Below are 24,200 nucleotides of genomic sequence, written 5' to 3' on the forward strand. Positions count from 1 at the left end.
CCTCAGGGAGGACTGCATGAGCACCACGAACAGCACGACCGCCGTCGGCCGGTCCACCGGCCGCGGCGTCAACATCGCCCTCTGGGTCGCCCAGGTCCTTCTGGCGTTCCAGGTCGGCCTGGGCGGCGTGCTCAAGCTCGCCGGCGACCCGACCATGGTCACCATGTTCGAGGACATCGGCGCCGGCCAGTGGTTCCGCTACGTGGTCGGCGTGCTGGAGATCGCCGGCGCGATCGGGCTGCTGATCCCGCGCCTGAGCGGCGTGGCCGCGCTCGCGCTGATCGGCCTGATGATCGGCGCGGCCGGCACCAACGCGATCGTGCTGGGCGGCGTCCCCGTGATCGAGGCCGTCCTGCTGGTCATCCTGGCGCTGGTCGTCTGGGGCCGCTGGTCCCGGGTCAGGGCGTTCTTCGGCGCCAAGTGAGCTCACCCCCGCCCGGTACGCGATCGGCGTACCGGGCATCGACCTGTCCCGTGGAGGGAACATGACCGAGACAGCGAACCCGCAGAACCGGCTCCCCACCCCCGACCCCTCGCTCCAGACCCTGCAACCGCTGGTCGGGACGTGGGAGATGACGGGCAAGGACTTCGGCACCGGCGAGGCGACCGGCGGCCGGCTCGTCTTCGAGTGGATGGACGGCGGCTTCTTCCTGATCCAGCGCGTCGAGATGAGCCACGGCGGCGGCACGATGACCGGCGTGGAGTACATCGGCCACGATCCCGAGAGCGGCGCGCTGCGGTCGCACTACTTCGACAGCACCGGCAACTCCTTCGTCTACGTGTGGAAGCTGGACGGGCGCGAGCTCGACATCTGGTTCGGCGCGGAGGGCTCGCCGGCCGGGTTCAGCGGCGCGTTCAGCGAGGACGGCCGGACCATCAGCGGACGCTGGGAGTGGCCGGGCGGCGGCTACGAGGCCACCATGACCCGGGCGGGCTAGCACTCCGGCCTGATGTCGTGACGTCCTGGCCGCCCTCTCGCGGTGGCCGGCCCGGGTCGGCTACCTCGCCGTTCTGTCCTGTTCCGCCTTGGGTCTGTCCTGTTCCGCCTCGGGGCGCCTGCCGAAGGCCAGGCGGTAGTCGCGGGGCGGCAGGCCGACGTGGCGGGTGAAGTGGTGGCGCAGGGTCAGCGGAGTGCTGAATCCGCAGCGGCCGGCGATGGCGGCGATGGGCAGATCGCTGACCTCCAGCAGGTGCTGGGCGGCCAGGACGCGCTGGGTCAGCAGCCATTGCAAGGGGGTGTCGCCGGTGGTCTGGACGAAGCGGCGGGCGAAGCTGCGTTCGGACATGTGAGCCAGGTTCGCCAGCTCCGGGACGGTCCAGGGATGGGCCAGATCGTCGAGCATGCGTTCGCGCAGCCCCGTCAGGCTGTCGGACGTGCCCCGGCCGGTCGGGACGGGCCGGGTGATGAACTGCGCCTGGCCGCCCGGCCGGAACGGCGCGGTGACCATGGTGCGGGCGATCTCGGCCGCGGCGGCGGCGCCGTGGTCGCGGCGGACCAGGTGCAGGCACAGGTCGATGCCCGCGGCCACGCCCGCGGAGGTCCACACGGTGCCGTCTCCGACGAACAGGACGTCGGGGTCGACGGTCACCTCGGGATGGCGGCGTGCGAGCTGCTCGGCGTCGAGCCAGTGAGCGGTGGCCTTGCGGCCGTCCAGCAGGCCCGCGGCGGCCAGCAGGAACGCGCCCGAGCACAGGGACGCGACGGTCGCGCCCCGACCGTGTGCGGCGCGAAGCGCGGCGACCACGTCCGGGTGGACGGGCCGGGCCGGGTCCTGGACGCCGGGAACGACCACCAGGTCGCACTCGTCCAGGCCGTCCAGGCCGTGATCGGGGACGCAGGTCACGCCCGGGCCCATGGGCAGCGCGGGGCCGCGCGGCCCGCACGTGCGCAGGTCGAACGCCGGGACGCCGCGATCGGTCCGGTCCAGGCCCCAGACTTCGGCGGCCACGGCGTAGTCGAAGACGCGGACGTGCTCGGTGACCAGGATCCCCACACTGCGCATGGCGGAAAACTATCCCACATGGGCGTTTCTGCCACTCACTGTTCGACGGGCCCGGCGGCCAGGCTGGAGGCGTTCGTCCCGATGAGATGAGGAGCGCAATGCCATGCCGCTGGCTCTGTTGGCCCTGGCCGTCGCGGGTTTCGCCGTCGGAACCTCGGAGTTCGCCATCATGGGCCTGCTGCCGCAGGTCGCCGCGGGGGTCGGGGTGTCGATCCCGGCCGCCGGCGTGCTGATCAGCGGGTACGCCGTCGGCGTGATCGTGGGCGCGCCGTTGCTGACCGCGCTCTCGGCCCGCCTGCCGCGCCGCACGACCCTGCTGATCGTCGCGGCGCTGCTGACGGCGGGCAGCGTCCTGTCGGCGGTCGCGCCCGGCTACGGCACGCTGATGGTGGCCAGGGTGGTCGCGGGTGTCCCGCAGGGCGCGCTGTTCGGGGTGGGGGCGGTGGTGGCGGCCGGGCTCGTTCCGCCGGAACGGCGCGGACGGGCGATGTCGATCATGTTCGGCGGGTTCACCCTGGCGAACGTGGCCGGGGTGCCGCTGGTGACCTGGCTGGGGCAGGCCGCTGGCTGGCGGGCCACGTTCTGGGCCGTCGCCGCGCTCGGCGCGCTGTCGCTCGTGGGCATCGCGGCGCTGGTGCCCCGCCGGCTGCGTCCCGAGGCCGAGGCCGGGCCGCGCTCGGAGTTGTCGGCCCTGCGCCGGCCGCAGGTCTGGCTCGCGATGGCCGTGACGACGGCCGGTTTCGGCGGTGTCTTCGCCTCCTTCACCTACGTCGCCCCGATGATGACCCGGGTCGCGGGTTTCAGCGGCTCCAGCATGACGGCGCTGCTGGTCGTCTTCGGGCTGGGCATGGCCGCGGGCAACCTGCTGTCCGGCCACTTCGCCGGACGGCGGCTCATGCCCAGCCTGTACGTGTTCCTCGCCGGGCTCACCGTCGTGCTGAGCCTGTTCGTGGTGACGGCGCACAGCAGGGTTCTGGCTGCCTGCACGCTGTTCCTGCTGGGGTTGTTCGGCTTCGCGACCGTCCCCGCTCTGCAGATGCGCATCCTGGACAAGGCCGCCGGCGCCCCCACCCTCGCCTCCGCGCTGAACCTGTCGGCGTTCAACGTCGCCAACGCGCTCGGCGCCTTCCTCGGCGGGCTGGTGATCAGCGCCGGGTTCGGCTACACCGGTCCCAATGCCGTCGGCGCCGTGCTGGCCGCCGCCGGGCTCGCCCTCGCCGTCTGTTCGGGAGCGATCGACGCGCGCGCCAAGGAGGCGGTCACCCCGGCCGACCTGGTCATCCGGTTTCGCCCCTGATCCACCGCAGCCGTCAGACCGGGACCCGCGGGCTCTCGGCCGTCCGGCGTGGCTCGGCCTCGGCGCGCCGGGCCACCAGGCGTTCGCGCAGCCGCATCGCGGGCAGCTCGACCAGGTAGTAGCTGACCGTCGCGACGGCCACCGTGCCGACGAGCACGACCGCCAGCAGCTCCCAGAAGCCGGACTTGCCCATCACCACCGGCATCGGCACCGGGGCCGCGCCGAAGACGCTGCCGTTCTGGAGCCAGAGGTACTGCAGGATGAAGTGCCACAGGTAGACGCCGTAGGAGATGCGGCCGAAGAAGCGCATCGGGCGGTTGGTGAGCACCGCGTCGATCACCTTCGAGTGCACGCCGGGCACCACCACCGGGGCGATGACCAGCAGCGCGAAGATCAGGAACAGCACCATCTCGGCCATGGCCTCGGGCACCGTGGCGTAGTCGGCCATGCCGGGCTTGCCGAACGGCCGGATGCAGTTGATCACGTAGACGACGGCCGCGCCCAGCCAGAACAGCAGCGGCCGCCGGGCCACCAGACGGTAGAAGGCGGGCGTGGTGTCCTTGGCCTCCGCGTACGCCGACAGGATCGCCAGGCCCATGCCGATGGCCAGGAAACCGGTGAAGCCGATCACCCAGAAGTACTCATAAGGGAAGGGGCCCATCGACTCCAGGTGCGTGTACGCCGTCCAGGCCAGCCCGACGAGCACGAAGACGCCCAGCGGGACCAGCAGGCGGCGGGCCTTGGCGCCGGGGTCGGCCGCCTTCCTGGCGTACCGGTCGAAGATCCAGGCCAGGATCGGCAGCGCCAGGTAGAAGGTGACCTCGGCGGGCACGGTCCAGGTGGGCTCCAGCCCGGCGTAGCCCGCCTCGGGGCCCGGCACGTAGTAGTGCATGAGCAGCAGGGGGCTGAGCACGTACCACAGGCCGTCCACGCTCTTGAGGTTGAGCAGCAGCAGCGCCGCCACGGCCACCAGCCAGTACGCGGGCAGGATCCGCAGCATGCGCTTGATCAGGTAGCCCTTGAGCTCCGGGCGCGGCGTGCCGACGATCGTCGCCCTGGCGAACGGCCGGTACAGCAGCAGGCCGGACATCACGAAGAAGGGCGGCAGCAGCACGTTGAGGCCCTGGATCAGCACGGGCCAGATGCCGACGGACGGTTTGTCGTAGAAGCCGATGACGCCGGCGGCGAAGGCGACGTGCACGACGATCACGCCCAGTGCCAGATATCCGCGCAGCCCGTCGAGCCGAGGGGCCCGTTTGCCGGCGCCGCTCCTCTTGATGATCTCCGGTGAGGTCATGGCATGTTTCCTCGCAGTTCGCTCGCTGATGGGGCTCGGCACCCCCTCGGCGCCATCGTCACGCGGGGTCGCGGGCGGCCGCATCTCGTGTCGTGCTGAAGTCACGCGTGCCGCCGGACGGCCTTTTCCACATCTTCCGTCATGCGATCCCGGCGAATTGCAGGAAGCGGTCCCGGCGGGGCAGGTAGCTGCCCGGGAATCGCCTGGTCCCCTTTCCGGCGGGCGCGCATCGTTGAGGCCATGAGAGAAGACACTGTCCTGACGTACTCGTCCTACCTGGCGCTGGAGGAGATCCTCACGGCGCAGCGGCCGGTTTCCGAGAGCCACGACGAGACCCTGTTCATCATCGTCCACCAGGTGTACGAGCTGTGGTTCAAACAATTGCTGCACGAATTCGCCGAGCTGCAGCTCGAACTCGCCGGCGGATTCACCGCGCACGCCATGCGAACTTTGCACCGGTCGTTGAAGCTGATGAGACTCGCGGTGTCCCAGATGGACGTCATGGAGACGATGACGCCGTTCCAGTTCGCCGCCTTCCGCGGCAAGCTGGGCACCAGCAGCGGCTTCCAGTCGGCGCAGTTCCGCGAGATCGAGGCGGTGCTGGGCCGGCGTGACGAGCGCATGCTGCTCGGCCAGGCCGAGGGCACCCCGGCCCGGGCCCGGATCGAGGCCGCGATGGCCAGGCCCACGCTGTACGACTCGCTGCTCACCTACCTGTACCTGCGCGGCTACGAGGTGCCGCAGGACCGGCTGCACCGCGACGTCCGGCTGCCGCTGGAGCCGTCGGAGCCGGTGCAGGACCTGCTGCTGCGGGTCTACCGGGACGACACCGGCGCGGCCCAGCTCTGCGAGCGGCTGGTGGACCTGGACGAATGCCTCCAGGAGTGGCGGTACCGGCATCTGAAGATGGTCGAGCGCACCATCGGCGCCCGTCCGGGCACCGGCGGTTCCAGCGGCGGGGCGTACCTGCGCGCCTCCCTGGCGCCGTCGTTCCCCGACCTGTGGGCGGTCAGGAGCCGGGCATGAACGACATCTCCGGGCGCCTGGCGCCGCACTACTCGGCCTTCCGGGCGCCGGACCGGCTGCTGCTCACCGGCCACTCCCACCAGGCGTGGCCGGACGTGGCGCTGGCCGGGCAGATCGAGGCGTTCGACGACGCCGCCAGGGACGTGGACGACAAGTGGGCCGCCGCCTTCGAGAAGGCCGACCGGGTCAGGGAGGGGTTCCGCCTCTTCCTCGGCGACCCGTACGCCGAGCTGGCCCTCGGGTCCAGCACGCACGAGCTGGTGCTGCGCTTCCTGTCGGCGCTGGACCTGCGCGGCCGGCCCCGGCTGGTGACCTCCGGCGGCGAGTTCCACACGCTGCGGCGGCAGCTCGCCCGGCTGGCCGAGGAGGGCGTGGAGGTGGTGGTCGTCCCGCCGGAGCCGGCGGGCACGCTGGCCGCGCGGCTGGCGGAGGCGGCCGACGACCGCACGGCCGCGGTCCTGGTCTCGGCGGTGCTGTTCGAGACGTCCAGGATCGTGCCGGGGCTGGACGAGCTCGCCGCCGCCTGCCGCCACCGGGGCTGCGAGCTGCTGGTGGACGCCTACCACGCGCTGGGCGTGGTGCCCTTCTCGACCGCGGGGCTCGACTCGGCCTGGGTGGTGGCCGGCGGGTACAAGTACCTCCAGCTCGGCGAGGGCAACTGCGTGCTGCGGCTGCCGGGGCACGCCGACCGGCTGCGGCCGGTGGTGACCGGGTGGTACTCGGAGTTCGCCGAGCTGGCCGAGGACCCGCGGGCGGGCGGGCGGGTCGGCTATCCGTCGGGGGCGGCCCGCTTCGCGGGGGCGACCTACGACCCGGTGAGCCACTACCGGGCGGCCCGCGTGTTCGACTTCTTCGCCGGGCAGGGGCTGACGCCGGAGGTGCTGCGGGCGGTGTCGCTGCGGCAGCGCGGGCTGCTGGCGGCGCGCTTCGACGAGCTCGGCGCGCCCGCGCGGGTGATCAGCCGGGACCTGGACGCCGCGCCCGAGGAGTTCGGCGGGTTCCTCGCGCTGCGCTCGCCGTACGCGGGGCGGCTGCGGGCGGGGCTGGCGGCGCGGGGGGTGCAGGCCGACAGCCGGGGGGAGTTCCTGCGGCTGGGGCCGGCGCCGTACCTGTCGGACGCGCAGCTCCACGCGGCCATGGACCGGCTCGCCGCGGAGGTCCGCGCCCTGACGGCCGGCGAGGGCGCCGCGGTACGGCGGGCGGCCTGAGCGGAGGCGGAGGCGTGAGCCGGGCAGGGGTCAGGGGCGGAAGAGGGACGGGTCCATGGGGACGAGCGACGGGGAGAGGCGGACCGGGAAGCCGATCTGGTCGAGCACGTCGCGCCGCAGGTCCACGCCGGGCGCGAGCTCCACGAGCTCCAGCCCGCCGGGGACGACGTCGAAGACGGCCCGCTCGGTGACCACGCGGGCCCACTGCCCGCGCCGCACGCCCTCCCCCAGCCGGTACGTGATGTGCCCGGCCCGCGGCACCAGTTTGCGCACCCGCCCTTCGGCCAGGACCCGCAGCTCGCCGTCGGTGCAGCTCACGCGCAGGCCGTCGGTGGTCAGCGTGCCGGCGAAGACCAGCCGCGTGGCGTTGTGCGCGATGTCCACGAACCCGCCGGCGCCCGGGTTGGCCGCGCCGAACCGGCTCACGTTCACGTTGCCCTCGGCGTCGATCTCGGCGAAGGCGAGCGCGGCGAACGGGCAGCCGCCGCCGTCGATGAAGTCGAACTGCGAGGGCCCGTCGAGCAGCGCCCGCGGCGAGTAGTTCGCCGAGAACTGCCAGCCGCTCATCACGATGCCGCCGAAGGAGCCGTGCTCGGTGGTGAACAGGTGCTCGGCCAGGCGGCCGTCGTCCAGCAGGCCGTCCTCGGCCATGGCCAGGACGGCGTCGGACGACGCGCCGAACCCGAAGATCGAGGTCTCCCCCGGCCGGACCTCCCTGGCGACCCGGCGGGCGATCACCTTGTCCGGGCCGGACGGCAGCCGCGGCACCCGCGCGACGACGTCGGGCACGTGCCGCAGGTAGCCGGGGTCGTGCCGTACGCCGGTGGTCATGGGCGCGTCGGGGACGACGACGACCCGGTCGACGAGCGCCCCGGGCACGCGCATCTCCCGCGCGGGCGACGACCCGGCGGGCACGATCCGCGACACCTGCGCGATCACGGTGCCGCCGCACGCCTTCACCGCCAGGGCGATCGCCAGCGCGCTGGAGAACAGCGGCTGGTCCTCGAAGGACAGGTTGCCGTCGGGGTCGGCGGCGCCGGCCCGGACCAGGCCGGCGTGCAGCGGCCAGGAGGGGTAGAACAGGTACTCCTCGCCGCCCAGCTCGACCAGCTCCACCAGGTCGTCCCGGGCCAGGCCGGTGAACTTGCCGCCGCCGTGCCGGGGGTCGGCGTATGTGCCGAGGCCGACGCGCGTCAGGTAGCCGGGCCCGCGCCGGGCCACCTCGCGCAGCCAGTGCATGGCCGCGCCCATCGGCCAGCTGTACGCCTCGACGAGGTCGTTCTGGATCAGCTCGGTCAGGGCGGGGCGGGCGCCGGTCACGGGGTGGCGGGGGTTGACGAAGGAGGCGGACACGATGCGGCGCATCAGTCCCTTCCTGGCCACGTGGTCCATGCCGCCGATGCCGACGGCGTCCCCGGTGGCGCAGGGGAAGTAGAAGGTCAGCTCGCGCGGGCCCCCGGTGGTGGCGAAGCGCTCGCCGAGCGCGGCCAGCAGGGCGTCGGGGGTGAGCCAGCCGATGACGCCGGTGCTGGCGACGGCCTGGTGGTCCTCGATGAGCGCGACGGCCTCGGCCACCCCGCACACCTTGCCCGGGCCGGTCATGGGCGGGCTCCGAAGCGGGACAGGCTCTCGCGGGCCGTGGCGGAGGCGCAGTCGGCGCCGAACATCCAAGCGGTACGCGCGTCGAGCGTCTCGGCGGGCCCGCCCACCGAGTCGGCCAGCGCCCGCTTGGCGGAGGCGACGGCGTGCGCAGGCAGGGCGGCGAGCCCCGCCGCCACCTCCAGCGCGCAGGCCAGGGCCTCCCCGGGCGCGGTCAGCTCGTCGGCGCCGCCGAGCGCGTGCAGCTCGCGGCCGGTCAGCGGACGGGCGCCCCAGACCAGCCGGCGCGCGGCGACCGGCCCGACCCGGGCGGCCAGGCTCTGGATGCCCCACGGCGGCACCCAGCCGAGCCGCACCTCCGGCAGGTGCCAGCGGGCGTCCTCGGCGGTGACCACCACGTCGCAGCCGGTGGCCAGCAGGAAACCGCCGCCGAGCGCGAAGCCCTCGACGGCGGCCACCACGGGGATGCCGAGATGCTGGACGCCCCTGGCCACGCGCCCGGTGTCGGCCTCGTGCCGCACCATGCCCTCACGCGTCATCCCGGCCAGCTCCTTCAGGTCCGAACCCGCGCAGAACCCCGGAGGCGCGCCCGTCAGCACTGCGGCGCGCACCCCGGGATCGTCGTCCAGCGCGGCCAGCGCGGAGCCGAGCGCCGCGACCAGTCCGGACCCGAGCGCGTTGCGCATGTGGGGCCGGTCGAGCCGCAGGACGGCCACCGCGCCGCGGCGCTCGCACGCCAGGCCCCCGTCCGACGGGCGGTCCATCAGAACGGGGTGGGCCAGGGGGCCAGCCAGGCGACGTCCACGACGCCGGGACGCACGTGCGGCCAGGACGCCACCTCGCGCCAGCCGTGCGCCGTCATGTGCTCGGCGATGCTGTCGAGGGTCGAGCCGCCGCTGTAGCGGGCCGTCTCGCTGCCCTCGATGACGGCCAGCCGCAGCCGGCTCAGGTCGGTCCCGGCCAGCACCTCCAGCTCGGCGCCCTGGGCGTCCACCACCAGCACGTTGCAGCCGTGCTGCACCTCGCTGACGGGGATCACCGGGACGACGTCCTGCCGGACGACGGCCATGGGCAGCAGCGGGGGCAGCATGCTGGACTGCTTGTCGTAGGGGGTGACGTTGAGCGTGGCCTGCCCGCGTTCCCGGCCGGCGCACGCCGCCACGACCTCGCGGGCCAGGTGGCCGAGCTCGGGCTCGGGCAGCCCGGCGGACAGGTGGTGCAGCCGGAGCTGCTCGCGCAGCGCGGGCAGGTGGTCGCCGTTGGGCTCCATCATGACCAGGCGGCGGAACCCGCACCTGGTGAGGGCCTCCACCTCCTGACCTCGGTGCGCGCCCACCTGGATCGCCCCTTCTGCCGGCAATCCCAGCTTGTCCAGCAGGTCGGGCAGGTGATCCTCCCATCGGGCGCTCACCCGCTCCGGTGCGACAGTCTGGTTGCGCATCTGGTCGTCTCCTCCCGGTGAAACGCTCAGGGCAGCGTCATCGTGGTCATCGTCGGTCGCCGCCCCGCGCCGCCGCATCTCGTGGATTGCGCGGTACGCGGTCCCGCCGTCCCCGGCCCGTCGTCCGGTGAGCAATCCGCGAGGTGCGGGCCGCCCGCGCGGCGGACCACGATGGACGCGGCGACCGAAGGGAGGGCCCATGCGGCGAACTCGCGACCGTGTCCTGAACGCCTATCTCGACCGGCTGGACGTCGGCGACCCCGGCGAGCCGTCGCTCCCGGCGCTGCGCGCACTGCATCGCGCGCACGTGGAGCGGGTGCCGTACGAGACGCTGGAGGTCCAGCTCGGGCGGCCGACGACCGTGGACCCGCGCGAGTCGGTCGAGCGGGTGCTGCGCGGGCGCGGCGGCTACTGCGTGCAGCTCAACGGGGCGTTCGCCACGTTGCTGACCGCGCTCGGCTACGACGTCACCTGGCATCGGGCCGGGGTGCAGGCCGCCGTACGGGCGCCCGCCTCTCCGGCGTCGTTCGCCCCGCACCTGGCCCTCACCGTCGCGCTCGACGGGCAGGACTGGCTGGTGGACATCGGGCTCGGGGACGGGCTGCACGAGCCGCTGCCGCTGCGGGCGGGGACCTACCGCCAGGGGCCGTTCGAGTTCCGGCTGTCCGCCTCGGACGTGGAGCCGGGCGGGTGGCGGTTCGACCACGACCCGCGCGGATCGATCGCCGGGCTGGACGTCGAGCGGGCGCCCGCCGCGCCCGGGGACTTCGTGGAGTGGCATCCGTACCTGTGCACGTCGCCCGAGTCCCGCCTGGTGCGGGCCGCCGTCGTGCTGCGGCGCGACGCGACCGGGGCCGACTGCCTGGTGGGGTGCATGCTGCGCCGGATCGGCGCGGAGGGCAGGACCGAGCGGGAGCTGTCCACGCGCCGGGAGTGGTACGGGGCCTTGGAGGAGGTGTTCGGGCTGCCCCTCGACGACGTCGGCGGCGCCGAACGCGAGGCCCTGTGGACCAGGGTCCACGACGCCCACGTCTCCTGGCAGTCCCGCCGCCGCACCCCCGCCGCCTGACCCCGCCCCCCTGACCCCGCCTCCTGACCCCGACTGATCAGCGGGCGGACCTGGCCACGGCGGCCGGGGTGACCGGGGTGAAGAAGTTGACGAGATTGCCGTCGGGGTCGCGGAACAGCAGCGACCGGTTGCCCCAGGGCATGGTGGTGGGCTCGTTGACGAAGTCGGTGACGAAGCCGGTCAGGTTCTCGTACACGCGGTCCACGTCGTCCACCAGGAACTCGACGATCACGCTGTGGTTGTCGGCCGGCGTCTGCTGTTCGTTGGCTTTGGCGCCGGTCAGTGCGAAGGCGACCGGCAGTCCGCCGAGGGTGCAGACCAGGTGCAGGCGCAGGCCCCAGAAGTAGCGTGAGTGGCTGGCGCAGTAGCCGTACTGGGCCCATCCGGCCAGGTCGGAGCGGTTGGCGGTCTCCCGGGAGCGTCCGCATTCGACGGGGGTGGAGTCGATCACCCAGACGTCGTCGCTCCACAGCGTGGTGTCCATGGCCAGTGCCCGGACGACATGCCGGATGAGGCCGGCTGCTCGGCGCAGGCGCTTGTTGTAGCCGCTCTGCTGGGGCAGGTACGGGAACAGGTGTCGCAGGTGGGCATGGGCGTGGCGCAGCCAGCGGGCCTCGAAGGTGAACCCGAGCAGGGCCTGCATCACTGCGAGGGTGACCAGCTCGGCATCGCTGAGCCTCGGGGAGATCCCGATCTTCGGCCGCCAGGGTGTGAGCTGTGGCGAAGCTTTCAACAGGTCGTCGGTCTTGACGTACAGTGCCGTAGCGAGGGTGTCCAATTCGGTCGTCACAAACTGACTTTGGACGCCCTCGCCCCGCCTGCGCAGCCAATTCGCCAACAACGAGTGGGGCCCGGACGGTCAACCGCAGGGCCGGTGCCTGCCGGGGCGAGGACAGGGTCATGCCTGCGTTCATCCACCGGCCGGTAGACCTTTGAGGCGCGTTGTCTGTTCTTCCTGGACCTGGCGGGCCGTCTCCAGGAAGTCGATGATCACGGCGATTTGCTGCTCGTCGTAGCGTCGGAGCGCCAGCATCCCGGCCTCGCCGACGGGTCCGTACACCTCGTTCTCGGCAGTTCGGGCGGCCTCGGTGGCGGTGACCAGAACCCGCCGCCGGTTGGCGGCATGGCGGCTGCGGGTGACGTAGCCCGCTCGTTCGAGGCGGTCGATGGCGGTCGTCGTCGCGGCCGGGCTGAGCTTGGCCGCAGTGGTGAGTTCTCCGGCTGACATGGGCTCTTGGGCCAGGATCAGATCCAGGCAGCGCAGGTCGGTGCGGTTCAGCCCCAGCGCGGCCGCGGCTGCTTCGTCGAAGGCGTCGAAGCTCTGCTGAAGCGTTCTCATGCGCACGGCGACTTCGCGCATGTCATCATCTTTCGACATTCGAATCTTTCTGTTATCGTAATATTCGATAGTCGAAATTATAGCTCAAGGAGGCTGCCATGCCCACCAGCGACGAACAGATCACGCAGTTGTTCGACCGGTTCATGCAGGCGTGGACCGCCAACGACGCCGTCGCCTTCGGCGCCTGCTTCACCACCGATGCCGACTACGTCTCCTATGACGGCACCCACGCGACCGGCCGGCCGGCCCTCCAGGACAACCACGACCGGCTCTTCCGCGGCGTATTGGCCGGCTCGGCGCTCGTCGGCGACCTGGAGTCGATCCGCCACATCACCGCGGACGTTGCCATCGTTCACGGCATGGCATCGGTACTGATGCCCTGGCGCTCCAAGTTGCCCAAGCGCCGCCTGTCTCGGCAGACCCTCGTGGTCGTCCGCACCGAACAGGGCTGGCGGATCTCCGCCATCCACAACGGACGGGTGCGGCCGGTGACCATCCCCGCCCCCGATGCCTTCCCGTCCCGCATGTCCCAGGCGATGAGCCGGATCGGTCGGCGCCTGGGTATGGGTCGCCCGGCTCCCGGCGCTGCACGGACAACCTCGTCCGCGACCCAGCCCTGACACCGCGACGGACCGCTCAGCCTCATCCCTTTAGGCGTCGGCGCTGCCGCCGAGCGCGGTGTAGAACGGGCGGCCGCCCCCGAACCCCTGGCGCTAGACGAGTGGATAGTCCGCGCCACAACCCTTGGACTCATTCATCTAGTGCGGGATGGTGTCGATCAGTTCGCGGGCGCCCTGGCGGAGCAGCGCGACCGCGACGGAGGTGCCCAGTGTCGCCGGATCGAGCGGGCCGGCCCACTCGTGGGCGTCCAGCACGCGCTTGCCGTCCGGGGAGAAGACCCGGGCACGCAACGACAGCCGGCCGTCGCGCTCGGCACGGGCGTGACCGGCGATGGGAGAGTTGCAGTGGCCCTGGAGCACGTGCAGCAGCATCCGCTCCGCCGTGATCTCCCGCCACGTGTCGGCGTGCCCCAGGCCGGCGACGGCGTCGGCGGTCGCCGGGTCGTCCTCGCGGCACTGCAGGGCGAGGACGCCGGCCCCGATCGGCGGGCACATCGTCTCCAGCGACAGCGCCTCGGTGATGCGGTCCTGGCGGCCGATCCGCTCCAGCCCGGCCACCGCCAGCAGCAGCGCGTCGGCCTCGCCCGCGTCCAGCTTCTCCAGGCGCCGGTTGGCGTTGCCGCGCATCGGCACACACCGCAGGTGCGGATGCGAGGAGGCGAGCTGGGCGACGCGCCGCACCGACGACGTGCCGATCCGCGTGCCCTCGGGCAGCGCGTCCAGCGTGACGCCGCCGGGGTGCACGAGCGCGTCGCGCAGGTCGTCCCGCTTGAGGAAGGCCGCGAACACGGTCCCGGCCGGAAGCGGGCGGTCGGCGGGCACGTCCTTCATGCAGTGCACGGCCAGGTCGGCCCGGCCCGCCAGGAGCGCCTCGTCGACCTCCTTGGTGAACGCGCCCTTGCCGCCCAGCGCCGACAGCGAGCCCTGCCACCGGTCACCGGACGTGGTGACCGGGACGACCTCGGTGCGGATGCCGGGGTGACGTTCGGCGAGTTCGCGCCGTACGCGTTCGACCTGGGCGAGCGCCATGGGAGAGGAGCGCGTCACGATGCGGATCAGCTCGGGGACGGTCATCACCCGATCGTAGGGCGTCGCCTCCCCGCCCCGGGGGCGATCTCCCTGCACACCGAGGGCCTGCCGCCGCAGTCATGACCCGGGACGGTCGCCCGTTCAGGCGCCGGACCAGAGGGCGGTGAGCAGCGCGTTCAGCCGCTCCGGCGCCTCGACGTGCGGGTAGTGGGCGCTGCCGGGCACCTGCTCGTGGCGGGCGCCGATCCGCTCGGCCGTGACCCGCGCGCAGGCCATGAGAGGGACGCCGCCGCGCTCCCGGTACGGCCCGGGGGCGCCCTCCCAGGTGCCCGAGAGGACCAGCTTGGGGAAGGCCGCCGCCCGCAGCGCGGGCAGCGGGAGGCCCGCCTCCCAGCAGACGCGTTCGCGCAGTGCCGTGGCGGCGGCGCGCAATCGCCGGTCGCCCGTCCCCGGCTCCGGCGTGCCGGTCGAGGCGGCGGCGGCCCGCAGCCACTCCTCGGGCGTCAGGTCGGGCAGGTCGGCGTAGGCGGCGCGGTTGGCGCGCAGCGCCTCGGCCACGGCGGGGTGGTCGGCGGCCGCCTGGTAGCAGCCCGGCTCGACCAGGGTGAGCGAGCGCACCGCCTCCGGCCTGCGCGCCGCCGCGATCATGGCTCCGACGGCGCCGTAGGAGTGGCCGACCAGGTGCGCGCCGGCGCCGAGGAGTTCGGCGACGTCGTCGGCGTCGGCCAGGTAGTCGCCGGGGAACCTGTCGCCGGCGTCCGGGCTGTCGCCGTAGCCCCGGCGGTCCATCAGGAGCAGCCGGAACCGGGCGGCCAGCGGGCGTTGCGCCGCGAACCCGTGCACCGGGTCGTCGCCCCAGCTCGTGGAGCCGTGCACGAAGACCACCGGCGGCCCGGACTCGGGGCCGAGCGCGGTCACGTGCACGTCGCCCGGCAGCGGGCCGTTCGCGCGGAACATGCGCTTCCTCCTTGAACAGTGTTTAACAGTCTTGAACGTTGTATAAGGAATCGGAAGGCGACGTCAAGGCGGGTAGGGTGATCGCGTGCCGTCGTCAGAGTCCTCCGGCGGGTCCGTGTGGCTGCGTCCCGAGCGACCGCCGCGCGACCGCCGGCTCACCCGCGAGCGGATCGTCGGCGTGGCGGTCGCCGTCCTCGACGCCGAGGGTCACCGTGGCCTGTCGATGCGGCGCGTCGCCACCGAGCTGGGGGTGACCGCCGGGTCGCTGTACTGGTACGTCCACACCAAGGACGACCTGCTGGAGCTGGCCCTCGACCGCGTGCTGGCCGAGGTGAGCGCCGGGCCCGGCACGTCCGGCTGGCGGGACGGCCTGGCGGCGCTGGCCCGCAGCAACCGCGCCATGCTGCTGCGCCACCGGTGGGCCCTGTCCGAGCTGACCGTCAGGCCCAACCTCGGCCCGAACGCGCTCGCCCTGGCCGAGACCGGGCTGTGCCTGCTGGAGCGTGCCGGATTCGCCGGCTCCGACCTCGACGCCGCCATGGCCGCCGTCAACGACCACGTGGTCGGCGCGGTCATCGCGGAGGTCGCCTGGCGCGACACGCTGGCCCGCATGAGCGGGACCGGGTCCGGCTGGGACGAACGAGCGGCCGAGTACCTGCGCCAGGTCGCCGAGCGCCACCCGACGCTGGCCGGCCGGATGGCCGCCACGGGCGAGATCGACGTCGAACGCGAGAGCGAGCGGCGCTTCGCGTTCGGCCTCGGCTGCCTCCTCGACGGTCTCGCCACCCGGTGCGCGACCCCGTCCCCGTCATAGCCTCGTTGGAGGGCGGGACGGGCCGGGGCTCGGGGGCTGGCATGATGTGCGGATGGACGCTCCGACCCCGATCGATCTCGACACGTGGCCGCGCCGGCAGCACTTCGAGCACTACCGCCAGGTCCCGTGCACGTACTCGATCACGGTGGAGCTCGACGTCACCGCGTTCACGGCGGCGCTGAGCCGGTCGCGGCGCAAGTCCTACATCGCGCAGGTCTGGGCGCTCGCCACGGTCGTCAACCGGCACGACGAGTTCAGGATGTGCCTCACCGCGTCGGGCGGGCCGGCCGTCCGGCCCGTGGCGCATCCGGCCTTCACGGTCTTCAACCCCGAACGTGAGACGTTCGCGTGCGTGTGGGCACCGTACGACCCCGGCTTCGGCGCGTTCCACGACGTCGCCGCTCCCCTGCTCGCGGAGCACAGCGGTGCCACGGAGTTCTTCCCGCAGGGAGCGCCGCCGGACAACACGTTCGACGTGTCGAGCCTGCCGTGGGCGTCCTTCACCGGGTTCAACCTCAACATCGGCGGGAGCTGGGACCACCTCGCCCCGATCTTCACCCTCGGCCGGTACACCGAGCGGGACGGCCGGGTCCTGCTCCCCCTCGCGCTACAGATCCACCACGCCGCCGCGGACGGGTTCCACTCCGCACGGCTCGTCAACGAGCTGCAGGATCTCCTGTCGGACCTGACCTGGCTGGAGAGCTGACCGGCCGCGCGACAGGGCCCGTCGTTCACGAACGAGCCAGGGACTCCAGGATCGTGACGGCGTGGCCGCTCCCCTCCTCGGCCCGGACGCGCTGCCCCCTGGCGGCCCCCGCCGCCGAGCTCCGCGACGACGCCTGGCGGGGCGGCGTTCACACTGCCGGACGGTCCGGTGGTCCGCTCGCGGAGGCGGGAAGGGTGACGCGGAAGGCCGTACGGCCTGGCCGGCTCCGGACGGACACGGCTCCCCCGTGGGCCCCGGCCACGGCCCTGACGATGGCCAGCCCGAGGCCGCTGCCGCCCAGGGCCCGCGAGCGGGCCTTGTCGGCGCGGACGAACCGTTCGAACAGCTCCCCCTGGATCTCCTCGGGGACGCCCGGCCCGTCGTCGGTCACCGTCAGCTCCACCTCCCCCGGCAGGACGCGCACCGACACCGTCACCGTGGTCCCCGCGGGCGTGTGCAGTGCGGCGTTGCCGACCAGGTTGACCACCACCTGGTACAGCCGCGCGGCGTCACCGGTCACGGTCACCGGCTCCTCCGGCAGCTCCAGCCGCCAGAGATGTCCGGGGGCCGAGACCCGGGCGTCGCCGGTGGCGTCGATGGCCGCGCGGGTCAGATCCACCTCCTCGCGGGCCAGCGTCCGGCCCGCGTCGATCCTGGCCAGCAACAGCAGGTCGTCGACCAGCGTGCTCATCCGCGCCGACTCGGCCTCGATGCGTTCCAGGGAGTGACCGACCTCGGGCGGCAGCTCCGCGGAACGGCGGCGGGCCAGCTCCGTGTGGGCCCGGATGGTGGCCAGGGGGGTACGCAGCTCGTGGCCGGCGTCGGCGGCGAACGTCCGCATCCGCTGCTCGCTGGCGTGCCGCCGGGTGAGCGCGTCGCCCACGTGGCCGAGCATGCGGTTGAAGGCGGCGCTCAGCCGGCCGAGCTCCGTGCGCCGGTCCTCGACCGGCACGCGGTCGGGCAGTGCCACCTCGCCGCTGGACAGCGGGAGCGTGCTGACCCGCTGCGCCGTGGCGGCCATCCGCTGCAACGGCCGCAGGGACAACCGCACCCACAACGCCCCGGCCGTCCCCGCCGCCGCCATCACCACGGCGAACACCACCAGCTCGGCGACCATCAACCGGCGCACCGTGGCCTCGACCCCCTCCATCGGGAGCCCGTCGACGAGCACGTCGCCGTCCTTGCCGCGGGTCGCCATGACCCGGTAGTCGTCCAGCTCGGACAGCTCGACCACCTGGCCGCGCCCGTCCACCGGGACGGCGGCCAGGACGGCGACGTCCTGCCCGGACAGGCTGAGCCTGGTGACGGCCGCGCTGCGGGACCGGACCACGGCGGCGTCGGTCACCTGGCCGTTCACCATGCGCACGCCGAGGGTGCCGATCGACTGGCCGCGGCTGTCGCCGTGCTCGCGCTGCTCGCCCCTCTCCTCCCGGCGGTGTTCCAGGGTGACGGCAAACCGGCCGGGCACCATGGACAACTGCTGGTCCAGCCGGTCCACCAGGAAGCGTTCCAGCTCGACGGAGGTGCCCACGCCGATCGTGGCGCAGGCCAGCGCGAGCAGGACCAGCACCCCGGCCATCAGCCGGCCGCGGAGAGTACGAGGTCTCATGATGGTTTGAGTACGTATCCCACGCCCCGCACCGTGTGGATCAGCGGCGGGCGTCCGGCGTCGATCTTCTTGCGCAGGTAGCTGATGTAGAGCTCCACCACGTGCGCCTGGCCGCCGAAGTCGTAGGACCAGACCTGCTCCAGGATCTGGGCCTTGCTGAGCACCCGGCGCGGGTTGCGCAGGAGCAGGCGCAGCAGTTCGAACTCGGTCGGGGTGAGCTCCACCAGCTCTCCAGCGCGGGTCACCTCCCGGGCGCTCTCGTCCATGGTCAGGTCGCCGACGACCAGCCGGTTCCCCTCCGCGGTGTGGGTCATGCCGGCCCGGCGCAGCAGGCCGCGCAGCCGGGCGAGGACCTCGGCCAGGCTGAACGGCTTGGTGACGTAGTCGTCGCCGCCCGCGGTGATCCCGGCGATCCGGTCCTCCACGGCGTCCTTGGCGGTCAGGAACAACACGCACACCCGCGGGGCGTCGATCCGCAGGCGGCGCAGCACCTCCAGGCCGTCCAGGTCGGGCAGCATGATGTCGAGCAGCACCGCGTCGGGCCGGAACTCGCGGGCCACGGTCACGGCGGCGGCGCCGCCGCCCACGGTGCGGACCTGCCAGCCCTCCTCGCGCAGCACGGTGCCGAGCACCTCGGCGAGGTCGGGTTCGTCCTCGACGACGAGCACGCGGACGGGCGTGCCGTCCACGCGGCGCAGTTCGGGAAGTTCACGGGCACTCGGTCGCATGGTGCTGTCAGGATCCCCCTGTCCGCTGTGCGGACCATCTGTCTCGCCTATGAGAACCCTCTGAGCGGCTGAGATATGCCTGGTTCAGAGGGAAACGAGAAGTTTGGCTGGCAGTGTGGCTCGCGATCGAGAAGGGACACCGCGCAAAAGGGGGCACGATCGTGAGCATCGCTTCGACCGGACGCGTCGAGGCTGGAGCCGGAGCCGGGGCTGGGGTTTCGGGGCGCGGAGTCGTGCGGGTCCGTCCTGGCGCGGTCCTGCCGGTCGTCGCCGTGGGCGCGGCGGCCGTGCTGGGCCTGTGGTGGTCCGGCACTCCGCGCGTCGCGGGCCTCGGGGAGTGGCTCACCGGGGCCGGCCGCATCACCGGCCTGCTGGCCGCGTACGGGATGACGGTGCTGCTCGCGTTGATGGCCCGGATCCCCGCGCTGGAGCGCGGCGTGGGCTCCGACCGGCTCGCCCGCTGGCACGCGATGGGCGGCCGGTACGTGGTCGGGCTGTCGGTGACCCACACCCTGCTGATCATCTGGGGGTACGCGGTGACGGAGGGCACCGACGTGGCGAGCGAGACGGTGACGCTGAACCTCTCCTACCCCGATGTGCTCGCGGCGACGGTCGCGGTGCTGCTCCTGGTGGGCGTGGGCATCGTCTCGGCCCGCGCGATCCGGCTCCGCCTGCGCTACGAGACCTGGTTCCACCTGCATTTCTACACCTACCTGGCGGTGTGGCTGGCCTTCGGGCACCAGTTGTCGACCGGCAACGAGTTCGCCGACTCGCCCGTCGCGCGCGCCGCCTGGTACGCCCTCTACCTCGGGGTCGCGGCCGTGCTCTCCTGGTACCGGTTCCTCACCCCGATCCGCCAGGCGCTCCGGCACCGGCTCAGGGTCGACCGGGTGGAGGTGGAGGCACCGGGCGTGGTCTCCGTCCATCTCTCCGGCCGCCGTCTGGACCGGCTGAAGGCCGAGCCGGGGCAGTTCTTCCGGTGGCGGTTCCTCACCAGGGACCTGTGGTGGTCGGCCAACCCGTACTCGCTGTCGGCCGCTCCCCGGCCCGGCGAGCTGCGCATCACCGTCAAGGACCTGGGCGACCAGAGCGGCCGGCTCGCGCGCCTGCGGCCGGGCACCAGGGTCGTCGCCGAAGGGCCGAGCGGCGCGTTCACCCCCGGCCGGCCACGCCGTGGGCGCAAGGTGCTGCTGGTCGCGGGCGGGGTCGGCATCACCCCGCTGCGTGCCCTGTTCGAGACGATCCCCGCCGCGCCCGGCGACCTCACCCTCCTCTACCGCGCCCGCAGCGAAGAGGATCTCGTGTTCCGTACGGAGTTGGAGGAGATCGCCCGCCGTCGGGAGGCGGCGCTGCACTACTGCGTCGGCCCGCGCGACCAGGTCGGAGATCCGTTCGCGCCGGAGGTCCTCGCCGGACTGGTGCCCGAGCTGGCGCGGCACGAGGTCTACGTGTGCGGGCCCGCCGGGATGACCGGCGCGGCGACGTCCGCGCTCCGCGCCGCGGGAATACCGAACCGCCGCATCCACTACGAGTCGTTCGAGTTCTGAGGGATCATCATGCGCAGAGCGCTGTTCGCCATCCTTGTGACCGCCGTCGGCCTGGTGCTGCTGCTGTCGTTCAAACCCCACGAGCTCACCGCGGTCGCCTCCCCGCCATCCGCCGTCTCCCCGTCATCCGCCACCTCCCAGGCCCCCGCCGGCGAGCCCTTCTCCGACGGCCGTCAGCAGGACCTCGACGACGGGGACAGGCAGGCCGGGATCGGCCGCTCCGCGCCGCTTCCCGGGCGGGACGGCGCCGTCCCGCAGGCCGGCGGCTCCTGGAGCGGGCCGGGCGCCGCCGCCGGCGCCACCAGCGGGGACAAGGTGGTCACCGGCGACGCCGCCGACACCCGCTGGGGGCCCGTACAGGTCGAGCTCATCCTGTCCGGCGGCAGGATGGCCGGGATCCGGGTGCTCCAGGCCCCGGACGGCAATCACCGCGACCTGACCATCAACAGCCAGGCGCTGCCGACGCTCAACGACCGGGCGCTGGCGGCGCGATCGGCCGAGATCGACGCCGTCTCCGGCGCCACCTACACCAGCGAGGGCTACGTCCGGTCCCTGCAGAGCGCCCTCGACCGGGCCGGGCTGTGATGCGGCACGTCGAGCACGTCATGGGCACGGTCTTCTCCTTCGACCTCCGCCCACCGCTCGGCGACGCGCGGCAGGCGATCACCGAGGCCGTCGCCTGGCTGCACCACGTGGACGCCGTCTTCTCGACCTACCGCCCGGACAGCCCCGTCAGCCGCCTGGCCGCGGGCAAAATCGGCCTGGACGGCTGCCCGCCGCAGGTGGCCGACGTGCTCAAGCTGTGCGACTCGGTGAGCGAGGTGTCCGACGGCTACTTCACCGTCCGCCCTTCGGGACGTCTGGACCCGTCCGGTCTGGTCAAGGGGTGGGCCGTCGAGCAGGCGTCCCGTATCCTCACCCGATGCGGTGTCGTGAACCACTGCGTGAACGGCGGCGGGGACGTCCAGTGCGCGGGAAGGCCCGCGCCCGACCGGCCGTGGCGGGTCGCCGTCGCACACCCCCTGCGCCCGGGCGCGACGGCCACGGTGATCACCGGACCGGACGTGGCCCTGGCGACCTCCGGCACGGCCGAGCGCGAACCGGCCCTGGCCGTGGCGACCTCCGGGACGGCCGAACGCGGAGCGCACATCATCGACCCTCGCACCGGCCGGCCCGCGCGGCACCTGGTTTCGATCACCCTCACCGGGACCAGCCTCACCATGGTCGACGCCTACGCCACCGCCGCCTTCGCGATGGGCGCCGCGGCCCGGGCCTGGATCGAACGTCTTCCCGGCGTGGAAGCGTTCGCCGTCACCGCCACAGGCGCCACCTGGCGCACGTCCGGCTTCCGGGGCACGTCACCGCCCGTCTCCGAGGGCGTCGCGTTCCGGGGCGTCGCGTTCGGGGGCCTGCGACGCTCAGCCCTGGGCTTCCACACCGATGTCGTAGTCGCCTGGCAGCATCTTTCCGTGAGCGGCCGGGCCAACGACGCCGCCGAAGTCAGCCGCCGCTCCTCAACCCGAAGGGACACCAGATGGCCACCCATGACTTCCTCGCGAACAACGACGTCTGGGATCCCTTCGGCACGTTGCGCCGCGCATTGTGGATCGGCGGTGGCCAATGGGCCGGAAAGTCGACCGTGGCCCGGCTCCTGGCCGTCCAGTACGGCATGACCGTCTATCACTACGACTACCACGACGCACGTGGGCACAACGATCGCCGGATCGCCCGCCGGGTCAGCCTCGGCGAGCCCGCCATCGATCCCGACCCGGACCAGGTGTGTGTCCACTCCACCCCGGAAGAGATGGCCATCGAGACCCTGGCCGGCTTCCCCATCCGGTTCGAGTGGGCCCTGGACGACCTGCGCGCGCTCGTCTCGGGCCCTCCGATCATCGCCGAAGGCTGGGGGCTCCGCCCCGAACTCGTCGCACCGATCCTCGACTCACCGCGCCGGATGGTCGTCATGGTGCCCACGCCGGAGTTCCGCCTACGCCAGCTCCACGACCTCCCCCGGGCCTCCTCAGTCACGCATCGGGTCAGCGATCCGGCCCGAGCACAGGCCAACCGCGTGGCCCGGGACGGCCTCGTCGCGGAGGACGCCGTCCGCACCGCCCACCAGCTCGGCATCCGCGTGATCGAAGTCGACGGTTCCCGGAACGCCGCTGCGATCGCGGAGATCGTCGCCGACCATTTCAGCCCCTACCTCCCAGAGCAGGACCGCAGGGCTTGATGGCCCACAAGGTCGCCGACATCGAGACCAGACGAAGAGCGAACTGATGATTTCTTGACGATGATCCACGCGGCCATCGCGTCCTCCAAGGCGGGTAAACTCGCCGCGCGCCCGCCGGCGCAACGGACGGCGGCACACGGCCGGGCGGACGGAGCAGCGCGCCTGGCTCGACAAGATCACCTGGCGGTGATAGCAGCGTCTCTGGTGATACCGAGAATCCTCGTTCCAGCCTTGTGCATGCTGCCGCTGGCTCCCCTCCTCATCGTGCCCAAGACCGCGAACCTCGCCCTTGGCACGGCCGTCGCCGCGCTCCTGATCGCGCCCGTCGTAGTGCTGCGCCGCAAGCGGTGGGTGCCATGGCTGGGCGCCGCATTGCTGGCCCTGCTGGCCATGGCCGCCTGGGCAGTCACCACGCCGCCGATCGCCTCGCTCATCGGGCCACGCGAGAAAGATCTCAATCTGTACGCCCAGATTCAGTACTTCAGTACCGGACCAGCCGAACCTGGGGCCCTCGCGCCATGGTTCCTGCCGTGGAACAGCGACGACCTGCTGCTGTTCGCCCTCACATGTCTCGCGGAGGCGGCTCTGCTGCCGATGCTCGGCCGGAGCCGTCCATCAGGTGGAGCGACGTGAGCCGCTCGCGCCGTGCCGGCCGGTGCTGCTGTGGGGCGTCGCCCCGGCGCTGGTGAGCGTTCCCCATCCTCACCAACGGGCCACGTGAGTTCGCGATCGCGGGCGGCCACTGTTCCGCCGCCCTGGAGGAGGTTCTGTTCGGACGCGGCCGTTCGCAGTCATGATGGGCTGTGGGTTGCCGGCGTGCATCCATCAACGGCCCCTCGGCCGAGGATCTTTCCTCTAGAAGCGGTAGTGCTGGACGGCGGTGCCCTTGCGTGAGATGGAGGTGCTCCAGGCGGTCAGGAAGCCGGCCAGGCGGGTTGTCCACGGGTAGTCGGCGACCTCGGGCTCGCGAGCCAGGAAGATCTCGCGCACCAGCTTCATGCGAGGCTCCATGCGCTCGATGTCCTGCGGGGTGTCGAAGCCGGGAGACCTCAGGAAGGGGACGACGGACTGGGTGCCGGCGTACTTCCTGGCCGCCCAGACGTGGAACCTCGTGTAGCCGTTGAAGCAGATCTCGCCTGCGGGAAAGTGGCGGATGAGGCGGTCGAGAAGGGTGGCCAGTTCCTCCTTGGACAGGAACCCGATCAGGCCGTCGGCGACGATCACGGCGGGACGGTCGGCGGGGATCTCGCCGATCCATCGGGGGTCGTTGAGGTCGGAGCCGATGGTGTGGGCGTGGGGGCGCCCGGGGAGCAGCAGTTGCCTGGCCTTGGCCACGCCGGGCAGGTCGACGTCGTACCACTCGACGGTGGGGGGCGGGTCGACGCGGTAGACGCGGGTGTCGAGTCCGGCGCCCAGGTCGAGCCCGACCGCGTCGGGGTTGCCGGCGATGAACCGCCGCACGATGTTGTCCATGACCAGGGAGCGGTGCGCGATGCCCACGACGGGGCTGGCGGAGAGCTTGAACTGCCCGGCGTCGTAGTCGAGCTTCCTGACGATGTCGTACGCGGTCTTGTCGCGCAGGATCGGGCGCTTGGCCTGGTAGTCGAGCGCCTTGCCGGCCAGGGTGAGCCAGAGCGTGCTCTCCAGCGGCGTGAGTTCGGGGAGGGTGATGGTCATCGTG

Annotated in this window: 26 protein-coding genes; 14 read left to right on the forward strand and 12 right to left on the reverse strand. The window is 72.6% G+C overall.

All coding sequences use genetic code 11. The annotated features are described in order from the left end of the window. Positions 1-16 precede the first annotated feature (16 nt). Both ACIHAD_RS34570 and ACIHAD_RS34575 read left to right on the forward strand, forming a co-directional pair. Positions 17-424, forward strand: a complete 408-nt coding sequence (locus ACIHAD_RS34570) for a DoxX family protein (protein ID WP_397358914.1) — start codon at positions 17-19, stop codon at positions 422-424. Between the two features lie 61 nt (positions 425-485). Continuing rightward, a complete protein-coding gene (locus ACIHAD_RS34575) occupies positions 486-938 on the forward strand; it encodes a DUF1579 family protein (protein WP_397358915.1) in 453 nt (150 codons plus the stop codon). A 60-nt stretch (positions 939-998) separates the two neighbouring features. On the opposite strand, the gene ACIHAD_RS34580 is transcribed toward ACIHAD_RS34575, so the two are convergent. Next, on the reverse strand, positions 999-2,003 hold the full coding sequence (locus tag ACIHAD_RS34580) for a GlxA family transcriptional regulator (RefSeq protein WP_397358916.1): 1,005 nt from the start codon (positions 2,001-2,003) through the stop codon (positions 999-1,001). Between the two features lie 103 nt (positions 2,004-2,106). Between ACIHAD_RS34580 and ACIHAD_RS34585 the strand changes: the two genes are divergently transcribed. Continuing rightward, positions 2,107-3,300 (forward strand): MFS transporter, encoded by a 1,194-nt coding sequence (locus ACIHAD_RS34585; RefSeq protein WP_397358917.1) that lies wholly within the window; start codon positions 2,107-2,109, stop codon positions 3,298-3,300. A gap of 13 nt (positions 3,301-3,313) precedes the next feature. Here the strand turns inward: ACIHAD_RS34585 and ACIHAD_RS34590 are convergent, their stop codons facing one another. Beyond that, the gene (locus tag ACIHAD_RS34590; protein ID WP_397358918.1) at positions 3,314-4,597 is read right to left on the reverse strand and encodes an acyltransferase family protein; all 1,284 of its coding nucleotides are present in this window, start codon (positions 4,595-4,597) and stop codon (positions 3,314-3,316) included. A gap of 240 nt (positions 4,598-4,837) precedes the next feature. Between ACIHAD_RS34590 and ACIHAD_RS34595 the strand changes: the two genes are divergently transcribed. Both ACIHAD_RS34595 and ACIHAD_RS34600 read left to right on the forward strand, forming a co-directional pair. Continuing rightward, complete coding sequence (locus ACIHAD_RS34595) at positions 4,838-5,623, forward strand: tryptophan 2,3-dioxygenase (protein ID WP_397358919.1); 786 nt, start codon at positions 4,838-4,840, stop codon at positions 5,621-5,623. After that, positions 5,620-6,831, forward strand: a complete 1,212-nt coding sequence (locus tag ACIHAD_RS34600; RefSeq protein WP_397358920.1) for an aminotransferase class V-fold PLP-dependent enzyme — start codon at positions 5,620-5,622, stop codon at positions 6,829-6,831. The genes ACIHAD_RS34595 and ACIHAD_RS34600 overlap by 4 nt, the downstream gene beginning before the upstream one ends. A gap of 30 nt (positions 6,832-6,861) precedes the next feature. On the opposite strand, the gene ACIHAD_RS34605 is transcribed toward ACIHAD_RS34600, so the two are convergent. From ACIHAD_RS34605 to ACIHAD_RS34615, 3 genes are read right to left on the reverse strand one after another with little or no spacing between them, the layout of a single operon-like run. Then, positions 6,862-8,433, reverse strand: coding sequence for a CoA-transferase (locus ACIHAD_RS34605; RefSeq protein ID WP_397358921.1), 1,572 nt, complete (start codon positions 8,431-8,433; stop codon positions 6,862-6,864). Then, positions 8,430-9,194, reverse strand: coding sequence for an enoyl-CoA hydratase/isomerase family protein (locus ACIHAD_RS34610; RefSeq protein ID WP_397358922.1), 765 nt, complete (start codon positions 9,192-9,194; stop codon positions 8,430-8,432). The genes ACIHAD_RS34605 and ACIHAD_RS34610 overlap by 4 nt, the downstream gene beginning before the upstream one ends. Continuing rightward, positions 9,194-9,871, reverse strand: a complete 678-nt coding sequence (locus ACIHAD_RS34615) for an FkbM family methyltransferase (protein ID WP_397358923.1) — start codon at positions 9,869-9,871, stop codon at positions 9,194-9,196. Before ACIHAD_RS34615 ends, ACIHAD_RS34610 begins: the two co-directional genes overlap by 1 nt. 199 nt (positions 9,872-10,070) lie before the next feature. On the opposite strand from ACIHAD_RS34615, the gene ACIHAD_RS34620 reads away from it, so the two are divergent. Continuing rightward, positions 10,071-10,940: an arylamine N-acetyltransferase gene (locus tag ACIHAD_RS34620; RefSeq protein ID WP_397358924.1), complete on the forward strand. Its 870-nt coding sequence runs from the start codon at positions 10,071-10,073 to the stop codon at positions 10,938-10,940. Positions 10,941-10,977: 37 nt separating this feature from the next. Here ACIHAD_RS34620 and ACIHAD_RS34625 read toward each other — a convergent pair whose 3' ends face one another. Then, positions 10,978-11,730, reverse strand: a complete 753-nt coding sequence (locus ACIHAD_RS34625; protein WP_397358925.1) for a VOC family protein — start codon at positions 11,728-11,730, stop codon at positions 10,978-10,980. A gap of 120 nt (positions 11,731-11,850) precedes the next feature. Continuing rightward, complete coding sequence (locus ACIHAD_RS34630) at positions 11,851-12,300, reverse strand: MarR family winged helix-turn-helix transcriptional regulator (protein WP_397358926.1); 450 nt, start codon at positions 12,298-12,300, stop codon at positions 11,851-11,853. A 77-nt stretch (positions 12,301-12,377) separates the two neighbouring features. Here ACIHAD_RS34630 and ACIHAD_RS34635 point away from each other — a divergent pair, with 77 nt between their 5' ends. Then, entirely contained in the window at positions 12,378-12,899 is a 522-nt protein-coding gene (locus tag ACIHAD_RS34635; RefSeq protein WP_397358927.1) for an SgcJ/EcaC family oxidoreductase, read from the forward strand. Positions 12,900-13,037: 138 nt separating this feature from the next. On the opposite strand, the gene hemC is transcribed toward ACIHAD_RS34635, so the two are convergent. Both hemC and ACIHAD_RS34645 read right to left on the reverse strand, forming a co-directional pair. Beyond that, positions 13,038-13,973 (reverse strand): hydroxymethylbilane synthase, encoded by a 936-nt coding sequence (hemC, locus tag ACIHAD_RS34640; RefSeq protein WP_397358928.1) that lies wholly within the window; start codon positions 13,971-13,973, stop codon positions 13,038-13,040. 96 nt (positions 13,974-14,069) lie between these two features. Beyond that, entirely contained in the window at positions 14,070-14,885 is an 816-nt protein-coding gene (locus ACIHAD_RS34645) for an alpha/beta fold hydrolase (protein WP_397358929.1), read from the reverse strand. A gap of 85 nt (positions 14,886-14,970) precedes the next feature. Here ACIHAD_RS34645 and ACIHAD_RS34650 point away from each other — a divergent pair, with 85 nt between their 5' ends. Continuing rightward, a complete protein-coding gene (locus ACIHAD_RS34650; RefSeq protein ID WP_397358930.1) occupies positions 14,971-15,699 on the forward strand; it encodes a TetR/AcrR family transcriptional regulator C-terminal domain-containing protein in 729 nt (242 codons plus the stop codon). Between the two features lie 52 nt (positions 15,700-15,751). Then, positions 15,752-16,405 carry a chloramphenicol acetyltransferase gene (locus ACIHAD_RS34655; protein ID WP_397358931.1) on the forward strand — a complete coding sequence of 218 codons (654 nt, stop codon included), beginning with the start codon at positions 15,752-15,754 and terminating at the stop codon, positions 16,403-16,405. Positions 16,406-16,553: 148 nt separating this feature from the next. Here the strand turns inward: ACIHAD_RS34655 and ACIHAD_RS34660 are convergent, their stop codons facing one another. Further along, positions 16,554-18,014: a sensor histidine kinase gene (locus ACIHAD_RS34660; RefSeq protein ID WP_397358932.1), complete on the reverse strand. Its 1,461-nt coding sequence runs from the start codon at positions 18,012-18,014 to the stop codon at positions 16,554-16,556. After that, positions 18,011-18,742, reverse strand: coding sequence for a response regulator transcription factor (locus ACIHAD_RS34665; RefSeq protein ID WP_397358934.1), 732 nt, complete (start codon positions 18,740-18,742; stop codon positions 18,011-18,013). The genes ACIHAD_RS34660 and ACIHAD_RS34665 overlap by 4 nt, the downstream gene beginning before the upstream one ends. A gap of 233 nt (positions 18,743-18,975) precedes the next feature. On the opposite strand from ACIHAD_RS34665, the gene ACIHAD_RS34670 reads away from it, so the two are divergent. From ACIHAD_RS34670 to ACIHAD_RS34690, 5 genes are all read left to right on the forward strand, one after another. Then, on the forward strand, positions 18,976-20,289 hold the full coding sequence (locus ACIHAD_RS34670) for a ferric reductase-like transmembrane domain-containing protein (protein ID WP_397358935.1): 1,314 nt from the start codon (positions 18,976-18,978) through the stop codon (positions 20,287-20,289). A 9-nt stretch (positions 20,290-20,298) separates the two neighbouring features. Beyond that, positions 20,299-20,874 carry an FMN-binding protein gene (locus tag ACIHAD_RS34675; RefSeq protein ID WP_397358936.1) on the forward strand — a complete coding sequence of 192 codons (576 nt, stop codon included), beginning with the start codon at positions 20,299-20,301 and terminating at the stop codon, positions 20,872-20,874. Next, positions 20,874-21,962, forward strand: coding sequence for an FAD:protein FMN transferase (locus ACIHAD_RS34680; protein WP_397358993.1), 1,089 nt, complete (start codon positions 20,874-20,876; stop codon positions 21,960-21,962). Before ACIHAD_RS34675 ends, ACIHAD_RS34680 begins: the two co-directional genes overlap by 1 nt. Then, a complete protein-coding gene (locus ACIHAD_RS34685) occupies positions 21,929-22,519 on the forward strand; it encodes a hypothetical protein (RefSeq protein WP_397358937.1) in 591 nt (196 codons plus the stop codon). Before ACIHAD_RS34680 ends, ACIHAD_RS34685 begins: the two co-directional genes overlap by 34 nt. 237 nt (positions 22,520-22,756) lie before the next feature. Then, positions 22,757-23,152, forward strand: a complete 396-nt coding sequence (locus tag ACIHAD_RS34690) for a hypothetical protein (protein ID WP_397358938.1) — start codon at positions 22,757-22,759, stop codon at positions 23,150-23,152. 222 nt (positions 23,153-23,374) lie between these two features. Here the strand turns inward: ACIHAD_RS34690 and ACIHAD_RS34695 are convergent, their stop codons facing one another. After that, positions 23,375-24,196, reverse strand: coding sequence for a class I SAM-dependent methyltransferase (locus ACIHAD_RS34695; protein WP_397358939.1), 822 nt, complete (start codon positions 24,194-24,196; stop codon positions 23,375-23,377). Positions 24,197-24,200: the final 4 nt, after the last annotated feature.

It is taken from the genome of Nonomuraea sp. NPDC052265 (genome assembly GCF_044547985.1).
Classification (GTDB): Bacteria; Actinomycetota; Actinomycetes; order Streptosporangiales; family Streptosporangiaceae; genus Nonomuraea.

What these genes read in the sequence shown, in the direction of transcription:
- ACIHAD_RS34695 (WP_397358939.1), bottom strand. Translation starts at nt 24,196, where the DNA reads ATGACCATCACCCTCCCCGAACTCACGCCGCTGGAGAGCACGCTCTGG.
- ACIHAD_RS34605 (WP_397358921.1), bottom strand. Translation starts at nt 8,433, where the DNA reads ATGACCGGCCCGGGCAAGGTGTGCGGGGTGGCCGAGGCCGTCGCGCTC.
- ACIHAD_RS34645 (WP_397358929.1), bottom strand. Translation starts at nt 14,885, where the DNA reads ATGTTCCGCGCGAACGGCCCGCTGCCGGGCGACGTGCACGTGACCGCG.
- ACIHAD_RS34585 (WP_397358917.1), top strand. Translation starts at nt 2,107, where the DNA reads ATGCCGCTGGCTCTGTTGGCCCTGGCCGTCGCGGGTTTCGCCGTCGGA.
- ACIHAD_RS34630 (WP_397358926.1), bottom strand. Translation starts at nt 12,300, where the DNA reads ATGCGCGAAGTCGCCGTGCGCATGAGAACGCTTCAGCAGAGCTTCGAC.
- ACIHAD_RS34660 (WP_397358932.1), bottom strand. Translation starts at nt 18,014, where the DNA reads ATGAGACCTCGTACTCTCCGCGGCCGGCTGATGGCCGGGGTGCTGGTC.
- ACIHAD_RS34680 (WP_397358993.1), top strand. Translation starts at nt 20,874, where the DNA reads ATGCGGCACGTCGAGCACGTCATGGGCACGGTCTTCTCCTTCGACCTC.
- ACIHAD_RS34575 (WP_397358915.1), top strand. Translation starts at nt 486, where the DNA reads ATGACCGAGACAGCGAACCCGCAGAACCGGCTCCCCACCCCCGACCCC.
- ACIHAD_RS34590 (WP_397358918.1), bottom strand. Translation starts at nt 4,597, where the DNA reads ATGACCTCACCGGAGATCATCAAGAGGAGCGGCGCCGGCAAACGGGCC.
- ACIHAD_RS34595 (WP_397358919.1), top strand. Translation starts at nt 4,838, where the DNA reads ATGAGAGAAGACACTGTCCTGACGTACTCGTCCTACCTGGCGCTGGAG.
- ACIHAD_RS34665 (WP_397358934.1), bottom strand. Translation starts at nt 18,742, where the DNA reads ATGCGACCGAGTGCCCGTGAACTTCCCGAACTGCGCCGCGTGGACGGC.
- hemC (WP_397358928.1), bottom strand. Translation starts at nt 13,973, where the DNA reads ATGACCGTCCCCGAGCTGATCCGCATCGTGACGCGCTCCTCTCCCATG.
- ACIHAD_RS34610 (WP_397358922.1), bottom strand. Translation starts at nt 9,194, where the DNA reads ATGGACCGCCCGTCGGACGGGGGCCTGGCGTGCGAGCGCCGCGGCGCG.
- ACIHAD_RS34600 (WP_397358920.1), top strand. Translation starts at nt 5,620, where the DNA reads ATGAACGACATCTCCGGGCGCCTGGCGCCGCACTACTCGGCCTTCCGG.
- ACIHAD_RS34655 (WP_397358931.1), top strand. Translation starts at nt 15,752, where the DNA reads ATGGACGCTCCGACCCCGATCGATCTCGACACGTGGCCGCGCCGGCAG.
- ACIHAD_RS34620 (WP_397358924.1), top strand. Translation starts at nt 10,071, where the DNA reads ATGCGGCGAACTCGCGACCGTGTCCTGAACGCCTATCTCGACCGGCTG.
- ACIHAD_RS34570 (WP_397358914.1), top strand. Translation starts at nt 17, where the DNA reads ATGAGCACCACGAACAGCACGACCGCCGTCGGCCGGTCCACCGGCCGC.
- ACIHAD_RS34635 (WP_397358927.1), top strand. Translation starts at nt 12,378, where the DNA reads ATGCCCACCAGCGACGAACAGATCACGCAGTTGTTCGACCGGTTCATG.
- ACIHAD_RS34690 (WP_397358938.1), top strand. Translation starts at nt 22,757, where the DNA reads ATGCTGCCGCTGGCTCCCCTCCTCATCGTGCCCAAGACCGCGAACCTC.
- ACIHAD_RS34615 (WP_397358923.1), bottom strand. Translation starts at nt 9,871, where the DNA reads ATGCGCAACCAGACTGTCGCACCGGAGCGGGTGAGCGCCCGATGGGAG.
- ACIHAD_RS34580 (WP_397358916.1), bottom strand. Translation starts at nt 2,003, where the DNA reads ATGCGCAGTGTGGGGATCCTGGTCACCGAGCACGTCCGCGTCTTCGAC.
- ACIHAD_RS34675 (WP_397358936.1), top strand. Translation starts at nt 20,299, where the DNA reads ATGCGCAGAGCGCTGTTCGCCATCCTTGTGACCGCCGTCGGCCTGGTG.